The organism is Bacillus sp. jun7, from assembly GCF_051034795.1.
Classification (GTDB): Bacteria; Bacillota; Bacilli; order Bacillales; family Bacillaceae; genus Bacillus; species Bacillus velezensis.
In genome coordinates, this window is the sequence record NZ_CP093219.1 from 224,941 (window position 1) to 241,254 (window position 16,314).

Sequence of the window (16,314 nt, forward strand, 5' to 3'; positions counted from 1 at the left end):
TATCCTTGACTTCATATAAGGATTTTAGAGGGGGCTTTTTTATGTCAATGGCTTATGAAGAATATATGCGCCAGCTGGTCGTGCCGATGCGCCGTGAGCTGACGGGTGCGGGTTTTCAGGAATTAACGACTGCTGAAGAAGTAGAAAGCTTTATGGAACAGGCAGAGGGAACGACATTGGTCGTTGTCAACTCCGTGTGCGGCTGTGCTGCAGGTCTTGCCCGTCCGGCTGCGACTCAGGCTGTTTTACAGCATGAAAAAGCGCCTGATCATACGGTTACCGTATTTGCCGGTCAAGATAAAGACGCAACTGCAAAAATGCGTGAATATTTTACGGGGCAGGAACCTTCCTCGCCATCAATGGCACTGTTAAAAGGGAAAGAGGTCGTTCATTTTATTCCCCGCCACGAAATCGAAGGGCATGACATGGAGGAAATTATGAAAAATCTGACGGATGCCTTCGATGCGCACTGCTGAAATGCCCGAATTCCGGGCATTTTCTTTTTGGAGAAAAAGATGATTACAACGAGTTACAGACCAAGCGAATATACGATACACACAGCGCAGTCACTCAGTGTCAGGCTGGGTGACACTTACTGCAGCCGCAATAAACAGCCCATTGAAAAAATGCTGGAACGAGCCGCTAGCGATCTTTTAGTTATCGGAAAGGAACGGTTCGAACTTTACACGAAGCAAGGGGAGAAGTTCTTTTTTCACCCGAATACAGCGATGTTCCGCGCAAAGCGGTTTTTGAGAGGGGAAGCCGAGCCGTTGTTAAAAGCAGCCGGATTACGCGAGGGGGATTCCTTTTTAGATTGTACACTCGGCCTGGCATCCGATGCGATTTTGGCAAGTCTGGCAGTCGGAAAAAGCGGACAAGTCATCGGCCTGGAGAAAAACAAGCTTGTCTCATTGCTTGTAGAAACAGGACTTCAAACGTGGGAAACCGGAATGGAGCCGCTCCAAACCGCCATGAAACGCATTCAGGTTAAACATGCCGACTGCGCCGATTATTTGCGGGAGCTTCCTGATTCATCGGTGGATGTCATTTATTTTGACCCGATGTTTCACGAACCTGTTGAAACGTCAGACGGCATTGCACCGCTCCGCGCGCTGGCAGAAGAGGGTTTTAACGAAGAGTGCATCACGCAAGCCGTCCGGGCGGCGAAAAAATGCGTAGTGCTTAAAGACCATTGGAAAAGCCCGCGGTTTGAACGACACGGCTTCAAGGTGCTGAAAAGAAAGACGGCGCTTTTCCACTTCGGTGTCATCCATGTAAGCTCATGATATCATGGGCTTCTTTTTCGTTAATCAGTGATTTCCATAACGACAAAATAAAGCAGCGTGAGAAGTGATACAGTCGCAAATAAAGCGTTAATCATCTCATCCCCTCCTTTTTCTCCTTCTTATTGTAAGCGGTTTATCCGCTCGGTCACAGTTACCAATTTCCCATATTGCATGATAATACGCTGCCGGGCATGACGCCGCGCTTTAATCTATGCTAAAATAAAGGAAAAGAGGACAATAAAACAGAGGGGAACAATCTATCATGAAATTGTGGATGAAAAAGACCCTTGTGGTTCTGTTTACCATTGTAACGTTCGGACTCGTGTCTCCTCCGGCTGCTTTGATGACAGACAAGCCTTCAGGACAGTCGAGCAGTCTTGAGCAGAATGATTACACCGCTTTTTATGATGAACACGCCCTGCCGGGAGAAGCGAAGGCAGGGCGGGAGCCTGAATTACTGTTTCAATCGTATCAGCAGCAGCTTCTCGGTGATGCTGAAAATCAATCATTTTTAAAATTCGGCAGCAAAATCTCTCCGGTCATTGAAGATGATTACAGAAGTGAAATTCTGCCGAAAATCGAAGATGTGATCACAGGACATTTAGCCAAGTTTCAAGATGATGAAGCGTATCAGGATGTGGTTATTTCCAGTAAACCGTCGGCCGGAAAAACCGAAAAAATTTTTCATGTGTATAACAGGCTGACAGGTGAAGATCTTTTAAGGTTCCACGTCCGCCGGGATCATCCTCCGCAAGACGGCTACTGGTTTAATTTTCATTACCATACCGCTGAAGACGGATTTCAATCACATCATGAGCTCGGCAGCATTTACTGGGACCGCAATACGCCGCCTGACTGGATGAGCGTGTAATAGCGAGAAGAAATAAAAAAATCATTTCTGAGAAATTTTGCAGAAATGATTTTTTATTGTGTTACACTACTAAAAGACTAATTTAAAAGGATGAAAAAAATGAAACAATATAAAGATTTGTGCCGTCATGTGTTAGAAAACGGAGAAAAAAAAGGAGACCGTACGGGAACGGGTACGATCAGCACGTTCGGCTACCAAATGCGGTTTAACCTTCAGGAAGGTTTCCCGATGCTTACGACGAAAAAGCTCCATTTTAAATCCATCGCGCATGAGCTGCTTTGGTTTTTAAAAGGAGATACGAATGTCCGCTACCTTCAGGAAAACGGAGTCCGCATCTGGAACGAATGGGCGGATGAAAACGGAGAACTCGGACCGGTTTACGGCTCTCAATGGCGTTCATGGCGCGGAGCGGACGGCGAGACCATTGATCAAATCTCCCGGCTGATTCATGACATCAAGACAAACCCGAATTCCAGACGTTTAATCGTCAGCGCTTGGAATGTCGGCGAAATTGATCATATGGCGCTTCCGCCTTGCCACTGCCTGTTTCAGTTTTATGTCGCGGATGGAAAACTGTCGTGTCAGCTTTATCAGCGCTCAGCGGATGTCTTTCTCGGCGTGCCGTTTAATATTGCGTCTTATGCGCTTTTAACAATGATGATCGCGCATGTGACGGGGCTTGAACCGGGTGAGTTTGTTCATACATTCGGAGACGTCCACATTTACCAAAACCATGTGGAGCAGGTGAATTTGCAGCTGACAAGGGATGTCCGTCCGCTGCCGAAACTGCGGTTTGCGCGAAATGTTGATTCTATTTTTGATTTTACGTTTGAAGACTTTATCATTGAGGATTATGACCCGCATCCGCACATAAAAGGAGCTGTCAGCGTATGATTTCGTTTATTTTTGCGATGGATGAGAACCGGCTGATCGGAAAAGATAACGATCTGCCTTGGCACCTTCCCGATGATCTCGCGTATTTCAAAAAAGTGACGACGGGTCACACCATTGTAATGGGGCGGAAAACGTTTGAATCAATCGGACGCCCGCTTCCAAACCGGCGTAACATCGTTGTAACCTCACGGGACGAATCTTCATTCCCGGGCTGTATTGCCGCCCACTCGGCTGAGGAAGTGCTCAAGCTGATCCCGGCGGATGAAGAATGCTTTGTAATCGGCGGCGCCCAGCTGTACAGTGCGCTCTTTCCTTATGCGGACAGACTCTACATGACAAAAATTCACCATGTCTTTGAAGGAGACCGTTTTTTTCCGGAATTTAATGAAGCTGAATGGGAATTGACCTCCCGCAAACAGGGAGTAAAAAATGAAAAAAATCCTTACGATTATGAGTACCTTGTATACGAGAAAAAGAATTAAGCAGGGGGACAAGAATTGATTCGTTACGGCTGCCTTGTGATGTACGTTGTATTTATGTTCATGAAAAATATTCAGGAATATATCAATCAAAAAGAGCTTGACCCGCGGCTTTCTTTTCAAAAACAGATGAGGCTGGTGTATGAGCGGCCGAAAGCCTTTATGAGAGGCTGTATTGACGTCTCGGGATCGACAATCGGCATTCACCATGATCAGCCGATCCCGGACGGCCCCGTATTGTATGTGCATCCCAAATTGCGCCCGGCTGATCTTCTGCTGCTCGCGGGACATCTTGAAGAGCCGGCTGGTTTTATCGCTGGCGAGAAAGCTTTCCGGATGCCGTTTCTCGGAAATTGGCTGCGTCTGATGGGTGTCATTTGTGGCGGAGACAGCCGGGATGCAGTGCTTCAGGAGGCGGAAGTCCGTCTGCAAAAAGGGCAAAGTCTGATTCTGTCCGAAGACGGCAAAATCAATCCGGAGGAACTGGCCCTACGTTTCGATCTCCCGATTGTGCCCGTCAGCACTTCGGGAACAGACCGGCTGCTGCGGGGCAGATTATTGAAACGGCTGAAACCGGCTGACATTGAATTACATATAAAGCCCGCTTATTATCCGGCCGGTCAGAAACGGCTCCGTGCATAAAAAAAGCACAGTCTCTATACGAGAGGCTGTGCTTTTTTATTTCAGATAAAGGGAACTTTGACGCAATAAAACAAAATACAGAAAAACATCGAGGCGCTGCCGCCTAAAACAAAACTGTGCCAAATGGCGTGATGATACGGAACCTTTCTCCAAATATAAAATATTGTGCCGGCGGAATACAATAAGCCGCCGAAAAGAAGAAGACCGAAACCGGGGCCTGACAGCGAAGCGTACAGCGGTTTAATGGCGATGATGATCAGCCAGCCCATCATTAAATAGACAAGCGTTGAAAAAATGATAAACCGCTTCACGAAAAAGATTTTAAACACGATGCCTCCGATGGCAAGCGACCAAACAATAATTAAAAGGGTCAGACCGAGCGCCCCTTTAAGGGGTCCTAATAAAAATGGCGTATATGTTCCGGCTATTAATACGTATATCGCGGAATGATCCACAATCTCAAGAATGTCTTTCGTTTTTTTATGCTGGATGCTGTGCAAAAGAGTCGAGCTGAGATACAGCAGGAGCATTGAAGCGCCGAAGATTGAAAAGCTGACGATGTCTGTCGGCGAGCCGTATTTCACCGCGAAGATAATGAGAAAAATAAGCGCCGGAATCGACAGCAATACACCGATTCCGTGTGTGACGGCATTTGCGATTTCTTCTTTTATTGTGAACAATCAAATGTCCTCCTTTTTAAAGGATTTGTTTTTGCAGTGACTGCAAAAAGGTCAACCCTTCTAATGTGATTTTTGTTCCTGCGCGTCCCCGGCCTTTTGTCACATAGTTCATCTTTTCTAAGTAATCAAGCCTGTTTCTGACTTGCTGGGGCGTTAATGTCATTGTGCTGTTTTCGCTTAATTCGGATATGCTCCGTCTGCTGGCGGGTTCGCCCTTTGTATTTAAGTCTTTAATTGCTTCCAAAATAAACAAAAACTCTTCTTTCTCCATCAATGTCAGCCGTTTTTCTTTTTTCTTAGCGGTTTTCGCTTTCTGGCTGTTTTTGATATACGGCGGGACATGCTCGGGATAAATCGTGCTGCCGGATGCTGCCGCGGCCATATAGTGCGCCGCATTTTGAAGTTCTCTGATGTTGCCGTTAAAGGTGTGCCGCTCAAACAGCGGATAAACAGACGGATCGATATGAATATGCTGTCCCGAGGCTGTCAGCATATGCTGCAGAAGAAGCGGTATATCGCTCTTTCGTTCAGATAAAGCAGGGAGCGGAAGGCATAACACGTGAAGCCTGTAAAATAAATCTATGCTGAACGTGTTTTCCGCGCCGGTATCGCCAAGATTCGCCGTGCTGCTTGCAATGATGCGGGCGGAAAGCCCGGCGTCCAGCTCGGAAAGAAGGCGGGCCTGTACCGAGAGCGGCATGTCTCCGATTTCATATAAGAATAATGTTCCGCGGCGGGCTCTGTTTAATGCACCTTCAGCACCGAACAGTTCATATTCGAGCCGCTCTTCGCTTTGGCTGCAGTGAACGGTAATAAATAGTTCGCTGTTTCTGCCGGATTTATGATGGATCGCTCTGGCCATTTGTTTTTTTCCGGTTCCGACTTCACCTGTTATGAAGACTGGCAAATCAGATAAGGCAAATTGCAAGGCCAATCGTTTCGCTTCTGAAAAGGTGTGATGTTCGCCGGCTAGCTGATAAAAAGGATCAGTTTGTTCAATTACACTCATGAATTGGCTCCTTTTGGTTCTAATTGGTTTAAGTATAACACGTTTATGCGATCGAAAATATCTTTTTCTCTTGTATCGGTTCATTTATTTTTATTTACAAAATTAAAATAATTATCTTATTGTTCGAATATTCATGTTATAATGGCATATTAAATAGGGATTTAAATAAGAAAGGACTCTGTAAATGAAACCGTTGCTTAAAGAAGACTCTCTCATCCAGGTAAAAGACATTTTAAAAGCGCACCAAAACGTAAAGGACGTTGTGATACATACGCCTTTGCAGAGGAATGACAGACTTTCTGAGAGGTATGGCTGCAATATCTATTTGAAAAGAGAAGACCTGCAGGTGGTCAGATCATTTAAGCTCAGAGGGGCTTATAATAAAATGAGGCAGCTCTCAAAAGAGCAGACTGAAAACGGAATTGTATGCGCAAGTGCGGGAAACCATGCGCAGGGGGTTGCGTTTTCATGCAAACACCTCGGCATTCACGGCAAGATTTTTATGCCGTCAACTACACCGAGACAGAAAGTATCCCAAGTGGAGCTGTTCGGAAAAGAATTTGTTGAAATCATATTGACGGGTGACACTTTCGATGATGCGTATAAGAGTTCTGCGGAATGCTGTGAAAAAGAAAACCGCACGTTTATTCATCCGTTTGACGATCCCGATGTCATGGCCGGACAGGGAACGGCTGCCATCGAAATTTTAAATGACATTGATGTTGAACCGCATTTTCTTTTTGCAGGCGTAGGGGGAGGGGGACTCCTGTCCGGGCTCGGCACGTACATGAAAAACATCTCGCCGGATACAAAAATCATAGCGGTAGAGCCGAAGGGCGCAGCCTCCTATTTTGAATCGAAAAAAGCCGGACAAGTGGTTGAACTTGAGAAAATTGATAAATTTGTCGATGGGGCGGCCGTAAAAAAAATCGGCGCTGAAACCTTTCAAACGCTCGAAACCATCGTCGATGACGTTTTGCTTGTCCCGGAAGGAAAAGTGTGCAGCACGATTCTTGAATTATATAATCAATGCGCTATCGTGGCTGAACCGGCGGGTGCATTGTCCGTGTCAGCACTTGATCTGTACAAAGAAGAGATTAAAGGGAAAAACGTCATCTGCATGGTCAGCGGAGGGAATAATGACATCGGCAGAATGCAGGAGATGAAGGAGCGCTCCATGATTTACGAGGGGCTGCAGCATTATTTTATCGTTAATTTCCCGCAAAGGGCGGGAGCGCTTCGCGAATACCTTGATGAGGTGCTCGGTCCTGATGATGACATCACCCGGTTTGAATACACGAAAAAAAATAACAAAAGCAGCGGCCCCGCATTGGTCGGCATTGAGCTTAAGCATCGGGAAGATTACGGCGCGCTCATTGCCCGGATGAATCAAAAAGGATTTCATTACGTAGAGGTGAATAAAGATCAGGATCTGTTCCACCTGTTAATCTGACTTTTTTTAGAACGGCCGCGCAAAATGACAGACACGCTTTCTCAGATTGTATATAATAAAAAGAAAACAATCGAAAAAGAAGGATTGATATCTTGTTACTCAAAAGCCTAGAGTTCAAACGACAGGACGGGATTCAGGTAAAAGTGACAGAAATACCGGTTGTCACGGAAGGTGAACATTATTTTTTTCAAATTCATCAGCACCTTGAGCTTTATTTGAGAGAAGTTTTTGCTTCACAAAGTGTGAGAACAGTGTATTCATTCCGACAATATGTCAAGCGCCGTATGAAGTGGAAAGATTATGAGGCCGTTTTCATCCAAGAGATTTTAAAACATAACGCATAACGGTGCACATTCCTTAGCGCCTTCCTTTTGATAAGGGAGGGTGCGGGAATTTTTTTATGATGAACGCTGTAAGCGTTTTATCTATGGGGGGGAATGGAAATGAAAAAAATGAAAAGCTTCGCTGCCGTCTTTTGTTTGCTGCTCTTGTGCGCCTGCGGGGGGAAAACGATAAAAGACCCGCTGAACTATCAGATTGAGCCGTTTTCATATCAGAACCAAGACGGGAAAACAGTGTCACTGAAAAGCCTGAAGGGGCATGTCTGGATTGCCGATTTTATGTTTACAAACTGTAATACAGTCTGTCCGCCGATGACGGCCCACATGACCGAACTGCAAAAAAAACTGAAGGCTGAGAACCTGGACGTGCGGATTGTGTCATTCAGTGTAGATCCTGAAAATGATACGCCGAAACAGCTGAAAGCCTTTGCTTCCAAATATCCGCTTTCGCTTCGCAACTGGGATTTTCTGACCGGTTACAGCCAAAAGGACATTGAAGATTTTGCGCTGAACAGCTTTAAAGCAATCGTCAAAAAGCCGGAGGGAGAGGATCAGGTAATACATAAAACTTCTTTTTATTTAGTCGGACCTGACGGCAAGGTGCTTAAAGATTATGACGGCGTGCAGAAGGTTCCGTATGATGATATCCTCTCAGATGTCAAAGCGGCTGAGGAGCTCAAGTAAACTGGCAGATTAGACATTTTCAAAACTGAAAAAACATGTTACACTTTCCACTAGTAGACGGGGAAGGAGCAACCAGATTGAAGCTGCGAATGTTCTCATTGATCGCCGGACTGGCTTTGCTTTTATCAGCTTGTTCTGTCCAGCGCACCGGTTCTGACGCTGAAGAACCGAAAACGAAAGATCATATTGTCATAGCTGCGGTCGGTGATTCATTGACTGAAGGAGTAGGAGATCCTGACGGTTCAGGATACGTCGGCAAGACAGCGGAGTCTCTTAAGAAAAAGGGACATGTGAAAACGGTAGATATTAAAAATTATGCGGTGCAGGGCGACAAAACGTCGGACCTGTTGGAAAAGCTTGATAATAAAAAAGTGCAGAAATCATTAAAGAGCGCCGACTATATCTTTTTTACCATCGGCGGCAATGACTTAATGAAGGTGCTCCGCCAGAATATGATGCAGCTGACGGTTCAGCCGTTCCAAAAGGAAGAGAAACCTTTTGAAAAACGGTTCAAGGCGATCATTTCAAAAATCCGCAAATATAATGAAAACGCAGAGCTGGTGTATGTCAGCATGTATAATCCGTTCACGTTTACGCTGCCTGAATTAAAAGAAATTAATGGGGTTGTGACGGATTGGAACAAGATCGCCGCAAAAGAGCTGGAAAAAGATCCCCACGCCGCTGCGGTGAATGTTGAAGACTTGTTCAGTCAAAAAAGCGGCAGCAGACGGATTTCAAAGGATGATGATTTTCATCCGAACGCAAAAGGGTATGCACTCATCGCCGACCGATTATACGGCATCATAGAAAAACAAGGGTTACCAGCAGAATAGGGTGAAATGATGAAAAAGTGGAAATCGCTGTTTTTTGTTCTTCTCGCACTCAATGTGATTGCCGCCGCGGTAATTGTGACATTATTGGTTATGCCGGGAGAGCAGGCGAAAATACAAGATCAGACAAAAAGTGAGTACGGCTTTCATATCACAAGCTCCAAAGAATCACTTGCCAGGTTTGTGAATTCGTACTTAAAAGAGAAGGCATCGAATCAGCTTGACTACAAAGTGGACATCAATAACGATGTGCACGTGGCAGGTAAAATCAAAGCATTCTCAACCTCCATTAACGCGGTCGTCACATTTGAACCGTCCGTACAGGAGAACGGAGATGTGGTTTTGAAAGTGACGAAGTTTTCATTAGGCGAATTAAGCCTGCCGATCAGCTTTGTGCTGAATTATATGGACAGCTTTTACGAACTCCCGTCATTTGTGCACGTTCATTCCGGGGATAAAAGCATCGAGATCCGTCTGTCAGAAATGCCTTTAGACAACGGCATGTATGTAAAAGCGGATAAAATCAATCTCGATACGGATGAAATTGAATTTTCCTATTATCATCCGAAACAATAAGTTTTCATAAAAAAAACACAGATCCTTTCAGGGATTTGTGTTTTTTTGTGTCAGCGTTTTTTGTCTAGCTTGCTGAACAGTTTGATTAACGTCGCAAGCTCTTCATCAGAGTAGCAGTCAAACCGTTTAAAAAAGTATTCTGTTTTTTTCTGGTTGAAATGATCGACAATTTTCTCCCCGGCTTCCGTAATATGGATTCTGATAATTCGCCTGTCCTCTTTAGAACGGATGCGGGTGATCCATTCCTTTTCTACTAAAGCGTCGGTCACTGCGGTAATGTGGCTTGCGGAGACCTCAAGAATAGGGGCGAATTCCGTTACTTTTTTAGGCCCTTGTTCACTGAGAATCCGCAAAATGGTGAATTCGTTCCTGGACAGCTCTTTATCTAGAATTTCATTAACTTCATTTCTGATTTGTTTAAACACTTTTCGAAGCAAAGCTTCCATATCATACATCATTTGTGTCCTTACTTTCAAATCATGAACCTCCAATATGTAGTCAGCGTGGCATTCGTTCAGCTTCCCCTGAGAGCAGAATTATTTTTATTCTGTTTATACATGCTATAATATAATAATACCACGTATGAACAAAGGAGGGCACCCGTATGTCAGAAAAAAAAGAAATCGCCACATTTGCAGGCGGCTGTTTTTGGTGCATGGTGAAGCCGTTTGACGAACAGCCCGGGATTGAAAAGGTGGTGTCCGGCTATACAGGAGGTCATACTGAGAATCCGACTTATGAAGAAGTGTGCAGTGAAACGACCGGACACAGAGAAGCCGTTCAAATCACATTTCAACCTGACATTTATCCGTATGAAAAGCTTGTCGAGCTGTTTTGGCAGCAGATCGACCCGACTGATGCAGGCGGCCAGTTTGCAGACCGCGGAAGTTCATATCGGGCGGCGATATATTACCATAATGATGAGCAAAAACAAATCGCTGAAGCCTCAAAAAAACAGCTTGAAGAAAGCGGCATATTTAAAAAGCCGATCGTCACAGACATTTTAAAGGCTGAGCCTTTTTATGAAGCGGAAGGCTATCATCAGCACTTTTATAAGAAAAATCCTGATCACTACGGGCGCTACCGTGTAGGTTCCGGACGTCAAGGCTTTCTGGATGAGCATTGGAGGGACAGATAAGATGGCTTTTAATAAAGAAGAAAAAATCAAATCATTAAACCGCATGCAATATGAAGTCACGCAAAATAACGGAACGGAGCCGCCGTTTCAAAATGAATTCTGGGATCACAAAGAAGAGGGGCTGTATGTTGATATCGTATCAGGAAAGCCCTTGTTTACATCTCTGGATAAATTCGATTCTCATTGCGGCTGGCCCAGCTTTACAAAACCGATTGAGGAAGAAGAGGTTGACGAAAAACTGGACACAAGCCACGGGATGATCCGGACGGAAGTGAGAAGCAAAACAGCGGACTCCCACTTAGGCCACGTATTTAATGACGGCCCGGGGCCAAGCGGTCTCCGTTATTGCATTAACTCTGCGGCACTCCGGTTTATTCCGAAAGACAAGCTGAAGGAAGAGGGCTATGAAGCCTGCCTGCATTTATTTGAAAAATAGAGCTCAGCAATAAGGCCTGCCTATCAGACAGGCCTTTTTTCTATGTTTTTTTTTCTTCATGTAATCGTTCAATAATTTTTACGATTGTGTCTTTTGTGATGAGCGGCGCCTGATCGGATTGATATCTGGGGAGATTGACCTTCCGAAATTCCGGATGTTTGGCGGGATCCGGCAATATCGCGTAAAGATTGCCCCATTCATATAAAGATTCCGTCTCATGAGGAGAGGTCAGTTCTTCATGAAGCTTCTCACCCGGGCGTTTTCCCACTTCAACAGCGGCTGGCCGCGGCAGTCCATGCCGGAACGCATATTCTTCAAACCCGTGAAGCAGTTCTTCAAGCCTCAGGGATTCCATTTTAAAAATAAACGTTTCTCCGCCCTTTGTAATCGCCGCAGATTGCAGGGTGAGCGTTGCGGCGTCATCAATCGACATAAAAAACCTCGTCATGTTTTTATCCGTAATGGTGAGCGGACCGCCTGCCATCAACTGCTCAAATAAAATAGGAATAACGGAACCGCGTGAACCGAGCACATTGCCGAAGCGGACCGAACAAAACACCGTACCGCGGTTTTGAACATGATGATTTGCCTGATGAAACAGCTTCTCGGACAACAGCTTCGTAGCCCCCATTGTGTTTACCGGGGAAACGGCTTTATCGGTTTTTTAAGATATTTACTGCATTTTGAGGAACTATCAGTGGCGGTGAGATCGAAAGCGAAAAATTAAACCTCAGGATAGGGGTGATTTCAAACTGAGCCGGAATTGGCCCTTTTCTTTTTTGTGTCATCGTAACGATAACATCTTTGAAGACCATTCTTAATAGTGAGTTCTTTTTCTCTGTGCTTGTTTCAATGTGATATTGATCAATTATCTTATTTATGTTGTTTCTGACTGTATTACTGTCTATTTCTGATTGCGCTTCTTGAGTTCCATTGAGTTCATGCTTGGCAATCTGGAGTTCTTTAAATTCTTCATCTAAAACAGCTTTTCTTTTCAAAAAAAGTTCATCAGTGTAAATGCCGCTTTCATATTTCTCGAAGATAAAATTCTCTTTGTTTTTTAACTCTTGTTCTTTTTGTGAAAGATGTTCAGACATTTGCTTCTTTGTTTTCACATTACTATTTACGTCTTCGTATTTAGAAATCATCGAAATGATATGTTTTGTTAAAGTCTTATTATCTAAGTTGCTTAAAGAAGAGAGGTAATCCAAAATGGCATTTTCAACATCGTTATATCTCACATAAGTGCATTTATTCTTTTTGCAAGTGAGTGATTTAACGTGATACACACTTTCCGTGCCGTTTTTGTTTTCTCGCGTTCGCCTAGTTTCGTATTTAGATAATGGTTCACCGCACTTAGAACAAGTGCATACGCCTGCCAATTCACTTAATTCCAATGCGTTTTTATTAGGCAGCAAGGGAACTTTGTTTGCAATTTTCTCTTGTGATTGTTGAAATTGTTCTTGATCTATTATAGGGGCGTGTGCATCCGATACTACAATTTGTTCCTTTTCAGGTCTAATTGTTCGTTTACCGTCTTTTGTTTTTTCCCTAACCTTATATTTAACAGTTCCGATATACGCTTCGTTTTGCAGAATTGCTTTAATTGTGTATTGATTCCAGCGCTTTTTTCCTGATGGAGTCGGTATTTGTAATTTTGTTAAGTGAGAAGCAATCGCTGTATAACTATAATCTTTTCCATTCAACCCATTTAAAAAGATGTTAAAGATGAATTGAACGACTTTTGCTTCTTCTTCGACTGGGACTAGTTTGGATGTTTTTTTGTTTAACCGGTATCCATAAGGCGCTAGTCCGGAAATCCATTTCCCTTGTGCCGCATATGTGTATTTAGCGCCTGTCATACGCTCTCTGGTCATTTCAAATTCTTCTCTGGCCATAAACAATTCAAAACGAATCTGACGCATGTCTGCAGGATTTCGAGGGTCATAAACTTTATATGGTGTAATGATAATCAATCGCTTGCTTTGAAGAAGGTTAACAATTTGTCCCGCATCACTGTAGCTCCCGCGGCTGAGTCTTGTTATTTCTTTAACAGCAATTGCCTGGTACTTGCCTTCCTCGAGGTCTTTAAGACATTCTTTAAAAACAGGGCGACCCTCAATGCTTTCTCCTGACCCGATTTCCATTTTTAATTCATAGGGGATTTCAATCGACTTCAGTATTTTATTCATGAGTTCATTTTGTTCTGTTAGCGTATCTTCGCCTGTTCTTTTTTCCCGCTCCATATCCTGACGAGAGCGTCTAAGATAACCCAAAATATTTGTAACGTTGTAAGAATGAACGATGTTTTTTAACTCCAAAAAATCAGCACCTCCTCTTTATTGTATTTACTGTAAAAACAGAAGTATTCGTACAATATTCTGTCTGACATTGAATACGAAAATAACGTAATATATTGTAAGGATTGTATTGTTTGAATATTGATCTATTCTAACGGATATATAGATTAAAAACATCTAATACTGTCTCAAAAACAGTCTTTTTTGTGTAGTAAATATATCTTAAATTGTGAATGAATATTTGATCACCGCAGTGATTTTTGAACGGTTTCAAACGTAGGGCTGACTTCATTTTAGGTACAATGTTCGGAAAGTCCACGGTAAACAAGATTATTAAAAACACAAACAAAATTTGTAAGGTTCTCGAAGGTATAACCGGAGCTCCTAAAGAGGTTGCTGCTATGGCAAGAAAACAAATTCCACCAGTTATTAAAGGTGCAGTTGGCGCAGGAGTTGCTGAAACAATTGGCATGGCGGTAGAATATATCATCCTTGCTGCAGATTATCTTGTTCTTTAAATACTAAAATTAAAGGTGATACCATGACTGGAAATCGTTTTGTAGACTGGTGTAACGAAAATAACCTAAATTCTGAAGACGAAACTTTTCTCGTCCAGTTGTCAGGTGCATTTTGTAATTATGAAAATGATAAAGCGAAAGAAATGAGTAAGCAATTATTCATTACCCGATATGGTGAAGAGCTTGGAATTAGCTCCATTAAAGGAGATAATCGATCAGAATATGAAGAAATTATTCGTACTTATGAAAAGAATAATTACAAGCAGAACGAAATTAATATAGATGAACTGCTGCAGGCATTATTTGAGACAGAGATGATGTTATCTTTAAAAGAAAAGTTTTGATAAAATCCTAATTGATGTATCATAGGGGTTTAATCAGCCACTATAGACTACAGAGTCCCTCACACGCTCTGTGGTTTTTTTGTTTAGATTTGAATGTATCCAAATAAAAAAAGAAGCCTCAGAGGACTTCTAAAATTATTAATTCTTCTCACATGCAAAGTTGTCATTATCGCGATCCATCTTAGATGTATAAGCAGGGTGAGTGCTTGGTACGCCATGCGGGTATTTCTTTCTCAGCTCTGTGCAGTTTGCAAAGTGTTCTGTTCCTCCAGCAGAAGGGGAGGCTTGTGCAGAGTTAGAAGAGCTGCTTGATGCTGAACTGCTTGAATTTGAATTGCTGGGGTTCGATTTATGTGTCTCGGATTGGTGTGTTGTAACTGACTTTTGAGCCGGCTTAGATACACTTACTGATTTCTTCGGTTTCGTTGCGCAGCCATTAAATCCTTTATCAGTCACATACCCATTCTTACTCCAAATCTTCAAGTCTTTATCTTTCGCAGCTTGCTCATCTTTCTTATACGTGTCTAAATACTTCGTGTTTGGCTCATATACATAAGCTACTCGTGCTAATCCTTCTTTAAGCAGTGTTTCTTGTACTGATTTGCCATCTGCATAAACGTAAGCCAGCATTCTGCCATACTTGTCTGTACGATCTCCTTTATCAAACTCCAGTTGAAGTTTTCCCTTGTTAACCAGCTGTTTGTTTCTTGCTGAAGCCTCCTCACCATATGGTTGTACGCAAGAGTTTGGCTTCTTAGTTTTAGGCGTGTCAACAAGTAAATAACGAACCGTTTTGACTTCGCCTTTATAGTTTACTTTAATCGTATTCCCATCAACTGTTCTGTTAAGTGTTACATCGACCAGCCTTTTCTTTTTGTCAGACGCCTTTTTATCCGACGAATCCTTCTTTGAAGCATTTTCGGCTTTTTCATTGTTGTCATTAGTACTTTTGTCATTTGATTGAGTGTCTGCCTTTGTCTCTTTTACATCCTTTTCTTCTTGCTGCGTTGTTTTAGCTTTGTCTGAATCTGTTTTATCTGAAGAATCAGAATCAGACCCGCACGCGGCCAAAGAAAAGCTTAAAGATAATGCGCAAATACCTAACAGCCATTTCTTCAATGTAATTCCCCCAATTTGTTTGTTCTGTCTCTATATCGGACAAACCTTCCTAATTATAAATATAAAACCAAAGATTGTAAATTCCATTTTGGCATTTTAAGACACTCAAATACAGTTTTGAGGTAAAATTTAGTGGTCTAAACATTAGAGGAGGGAATTTATATGGAAGAAGGGAAGTTAATTCACATGACTCTTAATGGAATAAAGGATGCTGTTTCTAAATACGGAACTTTTCCTATGTTCCAACATGGGGGGCATGTCATGGAAGACGCTGCTTTTCAATTCAGAGATCCGGCCAGTCCTCACGAAGTTAGCAGTTTAGAAAAAAAGCTTGGGATAACTTTGCCTAATGATTATAAAGAGTTCCTATTCAATCACAACGGAATGGAAATGTTTAATGGTATTGAGCTTCTTAGCACAGAAGGGATAATTGAATTTAATGAAGTTCAAGACTTCCCTAAAGGCTATGTCCTAATTGGATACCACTATGATGGCAGGTATGTTATTGACACAAACAAATCAAATAAGGGATTAGAGTATATGTTGTATCTAGATTCAATTGATGACATTGAAGATACGGTATATTTAGACTCTAACTTTGAGGTATGGTTTGACATGTTAGTGTCTTCAAATGGAACAAAATACTGGGAAGTGAGCCCGAAAACTCAAGAGTATTATAAATATGTTTCAGAATAGAAAGTTTAGATAAAATCA

19 protein-coding genes and 2 pseudogenes are annotated in these 16,314 nt (G+C 42.8%); 15 read left to right on the top strand and 6 right to left on the bottom strand.

The window, feature by feature from the left end; translation table 11 throughout:
• Nucleotides 1–41 precede the first annotated feature (41 nt).
• The 6 genes from MJQ52_RS01055 to MJQ52_RS01080 all read left to right on the top strand — a co-directional run bounded on the left by MJQ52_RS01055 (nt 42) and on the right by MJQ52_RS01080 (nt 4,172).
• Complete coding sequence (locus MJQ52_RS01055) at nt 42–476, top strand: BrxA/BrxB family bacilliredoxin (RefSeq protein WP_003153619.1); 435 nt, start codon at nt 42–44, stop codon at nt 474–476.
• Between the two features lie 39 nt (nt 477–515).
• Complete coding sequence (locus MJQ52_RS01060; protein WP_031378997.1) at nt 516–1,286, top strand: class I SAM-dependent methyltransferase; 771 nt, start codon at nt 516–518, stop codon at nt 1,284–1,286.
• Nucleotides 1,287–1,548: 262 nt separating this feature from the next.
• A complete protein-coding gene (locus MJQ52_RS01065) occupies nt 1,549–2,157 on the top strand; it encodes a YpjP family protein (RefSeq protein ID WP_031378998.1) in 609 nt (202 codons plus the stop codon).
• 99 nt (nt 2,158–2,256) lie between these two features.
• Nucleotides 2,257–3,051: a thymidylate synthase gene (locus tag MJQ52_RS01070; RefSeq protein WP_003153622.1), complete on the top strand. Its 795-nt coding sequence runs from the start codon at nt 2,257–2,259 to the stop codon at nt 3,049–3,051.
• Nucleotides 3,048–3,533 (top strand): dihydrofolate reductase, encoded by a 486-nt coding sequence (locus MJQ52_RS01075; protein WP_015417676.1) that lies wholly within the window; start codon nt 3,048–3,050, stop codon nt 3,531–3,533. Before MJQ52_RS01070 ends, MJQ52_RS01075 begins: the two co-directional genes overlap by 4 nt.
• A gap of 15 nt (nt 3,534–3,548) precedes the next feature.
• A complete protein-coding gene (locus MJQ52_RS01080; RefSeq protein ID WP_015417675.1) occupies nt 3,549–4,172 on the top strand; it encodes a lysophospholipid acyltransferase family protein in 624 nt (207 codons plus the stop codon).
• Between the two features lie 41 nt (nt 4,173–4,213).
• Here MJQ52_RS01080 and trhA read toward each other — a convergent pair whose 3' ends face one another.
• Nucleotides 4,214–4,852 (bottom strand): PAQR family membrane homeostasis protein TrhA, encoded by a 639-nt coding sequence (gene trhA, locus MJQ52_RS01085; protein ID WP_003153625.1) that lies wholly within the window; start codon nt 4,850–4,852, stop codon nt 4,214–4,216.
• 16 nt (nt 4,853–4,868) lie between these two features.
• Complete coding sequence (locus tag MJQ52_RS01090; RefSeq protein ID WP_094247853.1) at nt 4,869–5,861, bottom strand: sigma 54-interacting transcriptional regulator; 993 nt, start codon at nt 5,859–5,861, stop codon at nt 4,869–4,871.
• Between the two features lie 184 nt (nt 5,862–6,045).
• Between MJQ52_RS01090 and ilvA the strand changes: the two genes are divergently transcribed.
• The 5 genes from ilvA to MJQ52_RS01115 all read left to right on the top strand — a co-directional run bounded on the left by ilvA (nt 6,046) and on the right by MJQ52_RS01115 (nt 9,745).
• Complete coding sequence (gene ilvA / locus MJQ52_RS01095) at nt 6,046–7,314, top strand: threonine ammonia-lyase IlvA (RefSeq protein ID WP_031379000.1); 1,269 nt, start codon at nt 6,046–6,048, stop codon at nt 7,312–7,314.
• A 92-nt stretch (nt 7,315–7,406) separates the two neighbouring features.
• A complete protein-coding gene (locus tag MJQ52_RS01100) occupies nt 7,407–7,658 on the top strand; it encodes a DUF2535 family protein (protein ID WP_094247854.1) in 252 nt (83 codons plus the stop codon).
• Nucleotides 7,659–7,757: 99 nt separating this feature from the next.
• Nucleotides 7,758–8,339, top strand: a complete 582-nt coding sequence (locus MJQ52_RS01105; RefSeq protein WP_003153633.1) for an SCO family protein — start codon at nt 7,758–7,760, stop codon at nt 8,337–8,339.
• 77 nt (nt 8,340–8,416) lie between these two features.
• Nucleotides 8,417–9,172 (top strand): SGNH/GDSL hydrolase family protein, encoded by a 756-nt coding sequence (locus MJQ52_RS01110; RefSeq protein ID WP_077722484.1) that lies wholly within the window; start codon nt 8,417–8,419, stop codon nt 9,170–9,172.
• A gap of 9 nt (nt 9,173–9,181) precedes the next feature.
• Nucleotides 9,182–9,745, top strand: coding sequence for a YpmS family protein (locus MJQ52_RS01115; RefSeq protein ID WP_003153637.1), 564 nt, complete (start codon nt 9,182–9,184; stop codon nt 9,743–9,745).
• A gap of 50 nt (nt 9,746–9,795) precedes the next feature.
• Here MJQ52_RS01115 and MJQ52_RS01120 read toward each other — a convergent pair whose 3' ends face one another.
• On the bottom strand, nt 9,796–10,221 hold the full coding sequence (locus MJQ52_RS01120) for a MarR family transcriptional regulator (RefSeq protein ID WP_003153639.1): 426 nt from the start codon (nt 10,219–10,221) through the stop codon (nt 9,796–9,798).
• A 128-nt stretch (nt 10,222–10,349) separates the two neighbouring features.
• Between MJQ52_RS01120 and msrA the strand changes: the two genes are divergently transcribed.
• Together msrA and msrB are read left to right on the top strand one after the other, a co-directional pair.
• Nucleotides 10,350–10,883, top strand: coding sequence for a peptide-methionine (S)-S-oxide reductase MsrA (gene msrA / locus MJQ52_RS01125; protein WP_003153641.1), 534 nt, complete (start codon nt 10,350–10,352; stop codon nt 10,881–10,883).
• A gap of 1 nt (nt 10,884) precedes the next feature.
• Entirely contained in the window at nt 10,885–11,319 is a 435-nt protein-coding gene (gene msrB / locus MJQ52_RS01130) for a peptide-methionine (R)-S-oxide reductase MsrB (protein WP_007409536.1), read from the top strand.
• A gap of 40 nt (nt 11,320–11,359) precedes the next feature.
• Here msrB and MJQ52_RS01135 read toward each other — a convergent pair.
• A pseudogene (locus tag MJQ52_RS01135) lies at nt 11,360–11,980 on the bottom strand (polysaccharide biosynthesis protein); the annotation flags it as partial.
• Nucleotides 11,956–13,640: pseudogene (locus tag MJQ52_RS01140) on the bottom strand (recombinase family protein). The pseudogenes MJQ52_RS01135 and MJQ52_RS01140, both read right to left, overlap by 25 nt.
• A 520-nt stretch (nt 13,641–14,160) precedes the next feature.
• On the opposite strand from MJQ52_RS01140, the gene MJQ52_RS01145 reads away from it, so the two are divergent.
• The gene (locus MJQ52_RS01145; RefSeq protein WP_070081995.1) at nt 14,161–14,481 is read left to right on the top strand and encodes a hypothetical protein; all 321 of its coding nucleotides are present in this window, start codon (nt 14,161–14,163) and stop codon (nt 14,479–14,481) included.
• A gap of 138 nt (nt 14,482–14,619) precedes the next feature.
• Here the strand turns inward: MJQ52_RS01145 and MJQ52_RS01150 are convergent, their stop codons facing one another.
• Nucleotides 14,620–15,600 carry a thermonuclease family protein gene (locus MJQ52_RS01150; RefSeq protein WP_003153650.1) on the bottom strand — a complete coding sequence of 327 codons (981 nt, stop codon included), beginning with the start codon at nt 15,598–15,600 and terminating at the stop codon, nt 14,620–14,622.
• A 261-nt stretch (nt 15,601–15,861) separates the two neighbouring features.
• Here MJQ52_RS01150 and MJQ52_RS01155 point away from each other — a divergent pair, with 261 nt between their 5' ends.
• On the top strand, nt 15,862–16,296 hold the full coding sequence (locus MJQ52_RS01155) for an SMI1/KNR4 family protein (RefSeq protein WP_088412337.1): 435 nt from the start codon (nt 15,862–15,864) through the stop codon (nt 16,294–16,296).
• Nucleotides 16,297–16,314: the final 18 nt, after the last annotated feature.

What these genes read in the sequence shown, in the direction of transcription:
- MJQ52_RS01055 (WP_003153619.1), top strand. Translation starts at nt 42, where the DNA reads ATGTCAATGGCTTATGAAGAATATATGCGCCAGCTGGTCGTGCCGATG.
- MJQ52_RS01060 (WP_031378997.1), top strand. Translation starts at nt 516, where the DNA reads ATGATTACAACGAGTTACAGACCAAGCGAATATACGATACACACAGCG.
- MJQ52_RS01065 (WP_031378998.1), top strand. Translation starts at nt 1,549, where the DNA reads ATGAAATTGTGGATGAAAAAGACCCTTGTGGTTCTGTTTACCATTGTA.
- MJQ52_RS01070 (WP_003153622.1), top strand. Translation starts at nt 2,257, where the DNA reads ATGAAACAATATAAAGATTTGTGCCGTCATGTGTTAGAAAACGGAGAA.
- MJQ52_RS01075 (WP_015417676.1), top strand. Translation starts at nt 3,048, where the DNA reads ATGATTTCGTTTATTTTTGCGATGGATGAGAACCGGCTGATCGGAAAA.
- MJQ52_RS01090 (WP_094247853.1), bottom strand. Translation starts at nt 5,861, where the DNA reads ATGAGTGTAATTGAACAAACTGATCCTTTTTATCAGCTAGCCGGCGAA.
- ilvA (WP_031379000.1), top strand. Translation starts at nt 6,046, where the DNA reads ATGAAACCGTTGCTTAAAGAAGACTCTCTCATCCAGGTAAAAGACATT.
- MJQ52_RS01105 (WP_003153633.1), top strand. Translation starts at nt 7,758, where the DNA reads ATGAAAAAAATGAAAAGCTTCGCTGCCGTCTTTTGTTTGCTGCTCTTG.
- MJQ52_RS01115 (WP_003153637.1), top strand. Translation starts at nt 9,182, where the DNA reads ATGAAAAAGTGGAAATCGCTGTTTTTTGTTCTTCTCGCACTCAATGTG.
- msrA (WP_003153641.1), top strand. Translation starts at nt 10,350, where the DNA reads ATGTCAGAAAAAAAAGAAATCGCCACATTTGCAGGCGGCTGTTTTTGG.
- msrB (WP_007409536.1), top strand. Translation starts at nt 10,885, where the DNA reads ATGGCTTTTAATAAAGAAGAAAAAATCAAATCATTAAACCGCATGCAA.
- MJQ52_RS01145 (WP_070081995.1), top strand. Translation starts at nt 14,161, where the DNA reads ATGACTGGAAATCGTTTTGTAGACTGGTGTAACGAAAATAACCTAAAT.
- MJQ52_RS01155 (WP_088412337.1), top strand. Translation starts at nt 15,862, where the DNA reads ATGGAAGACGCTGCTTTTCAATTCAGAGATCCGGCCAGTCCTCACGAA.